This window comes from Hespellia stercorisuis DSM 15480 (genome assembly GCF_900142165.1).
In the GTDB taxonomy this organism is placed as follows: Bacteria; Bacillota; Clostridia; order Lachnospirales; family Lachnospiraceae; genus Hespellia; species Hespellia stercorisuis.
The window spans coordinates 1-3,242 of sequence record NZ_FQZY01000128.1; the positions used below are offsets into that span (position 1 = coordinate 1).

At 39.6% G+C, this 3,242-nt stretch carries 6 protein-coding genes; all 6 read left to right on the forward strand.

The genetic code is table 11. The features are described 5' to 3' along the window. Nucleotides 1–192: 192 nt before the first annotated feature. Nucleotides 193–429 carry a hypothetical protein gene (locus BUB85_RS20585; protein ID WP_073113338.1) on the forward strand — a complete coding sequence of 79 codons (237 nt, stop codon included), beginning with the start codon at nt 193–195 and terminating at the stop codon, nt 427–429. A gap of 165 nt (nt 430–594) precedes the next feature. Beyond that, the gene (locus tag BUB85_RS20590) at nt 595–1,359 is read left to right on the forward strand and encodes a hypothetical protein (protein WP_073113339.1); all 765 of its coding nucleotides are present in this window, start codon (nt 595–597) and stop codon (nt 1,357–1,359) included. 136 nt (nt 1,360–1,495) lie between these two features. Continuing rightward, entirely contained in the window at nt 1,496–1,774 is a 279-nt protein-coding gene (locus BUB85_RS20595) for a hypothetical protein (protein ID WP_073113340.1), read from the forward strand. A 16-nt stretch (nt 1,775–1,790) separates the two neighbouring features. Beyond that, a complete protein-coding gene (locus tag BUB85_RS20600; RefSeq protein WP_073113341.1) occupies nt 1,791–1,970 on the forward strand; it encodes a hypothetical protein in 180 nt (59 codons plus the stop codon). A gap of 381 nt (nt 1,971–2,351) precedes the next feature. Then, complete coding sequence (locus tag BUB85_RS20605) at nt 2,352–2,723, forward strand: hypothetical protein (protein ID WP_073113342.1); 372 nt, start codon at nt 2,352–2,354, stop codon at nt 2,721–2,723. A gap of 167 nt (nt 2,724–2,890) precedes the next feature. Continuing rightward, nucleotides 2,891–3,055, forward strand: a complete 165-nt coding sequence (locus BUB85_RS21650) for a hypothetical protein (protein ID WP_159434693.1) — start codon at nt 2,891–2,893, stop codon at nt 3,053–3,055. Nucleotides 3,056–3,242: the final 187 nt, after the last annotated feature.

Sequence of the window (3,242 nt, forward strand, 5' to 3'; positions counted from 1 at the left end):
AGGTTTCATCACAGCGTGTGCCTGCCCCGTACATTGTTGACAGGAGAACTTTATCGCGTTTACCAATCTCCGTGCGATCATTCGGCATCGCCATTGAAAGTTGTAAAATGTAATTAGAGGTTAGGAAACAAGTAAATACAACAAAAAGTTCGGACGTCCGAACTTTTCACACACAAGAAAGAGGGTTTTAAAATGGCAGACATTAAATTGAATCGAATCGCAGATTGTATTGAACACGTTGAACTTATTGACAATTATCGTATGACAAAAAAAGATTTCGATAGTCTTGACGAATTATCCGATTGTTACTTAATGATTTCTTACAATTTATTCTATATGAATCAATTCGGGATTATTTCAAATTTTGAATATATCGTCAGACTCCGGCAATTAGTTGCTTGGTATCGTAGCACAGAAAAAACGCTATAAGGTATTAGAGTTTCTACATACAGGATATGAAATCACGTGGCGAGTTTAAAAGTATTTCATATTGCAGAATATACGTTAACGGCGATTATGGGATAACTACAAAAGTAATGTAAAGCAAATAATCCATAGGAACAATAGAACAAATGTAAACAGGAGGGTTAAAACATGGCAAAACAATTCAAGCAAACAACCGAAAAAGTAAAACAGGAAATCATCAGCGCGAGCGATAACGCAGTAACGCTCTTTTCAAAGGCTGATAAACAGAAGTACAACCGTATCTTAAAATCAATCGACACGGAACTTAATAAAGTGGAAAAGTCCTACCTTGCGATTGCTTTCAAGGTACATGCTCTTTACAAAGATAAGCTTTTCGAGATTGACGGTTTCAAGAACATTTACGAACTCGCACAGGAAAAGTATAACCTGTCCCGTGGAACATGCAACAACTACATTAACATCGTGGACAAATTCGGACATTGGGACAAAGAAACAGGTGACTATACCGGACTTCAAGAGCAGTATCAAAATTTCAAGTCTTCTCAGCTGATTCTCATGTTGTCCATGACGGACGAACAGAGGGCAATGGTTAAACCGGACATGACTATTCGTGAAATTAGGGAATACCGTGCATTGTGTGATTCCCAGTCCGCAGAGGATGAATTGGAAGACGATGCGAACACGATTGACGAGGAAACCCACAGCGATTCCGGTAACTTGGAAGATGGAGACATTCTCAACGTTCCTGAAGACAACGACATTGAAACAATTATTAAGGAAACCAATCGCATGATGGTCTTTGAGTGCCCCAATGTCAATGACTTTAAGAAAAAACTGGATCAGAACACTACCGTCTTAAACGATACCTATATCGATTTTAAGAATACGAACAAAGATATTCGTCCCAAAATTACCGTCTGCCTTGAGTGGTAGTCTCTGACAAAATATTGATAACGTGAGTAAAGGCGTTCCCCTCTTCGGAGGGGAAACCCTCTCAAATAAATCTAACGTAACAATAAAACATAAAGTTCGTGCACGTGATGCACAGGAAAGAAAAGAGGAAAAAACAATGAAATTAAATTTAATCATGACACAAGAAGCAAAGGTTATCACCAAAAAATCCAGTGAGTATGACATGAATGGGCGTAAAGGTATTAGTTATGTTCTCGGGCTTAAAATTGGCAACGATCTGGACGAAATCGGCTGTACAGAAGACCTTTTCGGTAAGGTCCAGGAAGATAAATCTTACATATTCACAGCCGGTGTCAACACGAGTTATCAGAATCAGAAAATTAAGCTTGAGACTATCTTTGACAATGCGAAACCACAGCATGCAAATGCAAAGTAGAAAGCAGGTGGAAAATATGACAGCTTTTGACGTCCTCATGACCATTCTAAGCAGAGTGAATATCACTTTTTCCGATTCTTCGAATTTCCATTATGTGAATGGCGTGATTGATGGATTTGTGGTATCCGGCGTTCTCGACCAAGGTGAAGCGGATTGTCTTCATGCGAAGTTCGTAGAATCCGTCTTACCGTTTTAGTAGCAAAAAGTTCGGACGTCCGAACTTCCCAACACCTCCGGCGGTCAACGTGGGTTGCGCTGTTCTTTAGCAAGACCCGCGAACCCCGTAGGGGTTGTTTACCCAACTTGCTTAATTCGTGCCATGGTTGGAGCGCTCTTTTCTTCCGCCATGTTGATAAGACACCTCATGGCACGGGCTTGTTTACATTTTTTACCCCTCAGTTTGTGTGGTTCGGGGTGGTTGTGGATTCCCTCCACCCTGAACAAAGAAGTTTCCCCTGTGGGAGATGGGCATAGGGGAGAAAGATTTTTGCTCGGGTGCGGGTAGCCGCTCCCAAAAATCTTTGTTTTAGGGGTAACGGAATGGTACACAAAGCATTTTTATAAAAGGGAGTATTTCATGAATGAAAACAATACTATTTCAATTGAAAAGAATAGCACAGAAAATCTACCTTCTTCTCCGTCTGCTGACATAGCAGAAAAGGAAGATTCTAAGGATAGTATAGAAAATATAGAAAGTAGTGATAAGAATGCTGATTCCATTTCTGAATCTGAATCCAATACTTCTTCCAATTTGGATGATTCTAAATCCGATATCACTGTTGATGGAACTGTCAGCCCTGATACTTTTTATAGCACTACTCTTTTATATCAGCAACATGTAGAAACACAGTTGACGCATTTAACAGTTATTTCCGTTTTTGTTTTGGTTTCACTTGGTCTTTTGTTTGGGGGGCTTGCTGTAAAAGCATTTTTTGATGAAATGGGGTAACATATGGAATTTAACGAGTTTACAACTACAGTTATAGATTATTTAGTAAGGGGAATATTTTCTGGGATATTTATTGTGGGATTTTCGTGCTTTCTTGGTCTTGGTATCAGGTCGGCTTTGCGTTTATTCCACAGTTAATATAAAAACTATGAAAGGGGGAAATGTCCATGGATTACACTGCTTTAAGTAAAGCCGTTGTTGATGCACTTACCAACATCGGCGGTCAGATTACAACTAACATTGGTTCGGTTGCTCCTGTTGCGCTTGGTATTGTTGGCGCACTTATGGTTATCAGCTTTGGTGTCCGTACGTTCCGTTCTATTGCGGGTTAACGATGTTCCTTGTGTTGGGGTAAAGGGGAGTAGGTGAAAAATCTGCTCCCCTTTTTTTATGAGAGGAGAGAGTATTGAAAAATAAAAAACACAGTAACTGTTCAGAACCCCCTTGGGGAACTAATTAATTTTTGTACAAAACAGAGAATTTTTAAAACCTGTTTTGCGATATTATTTCGGTAATTGG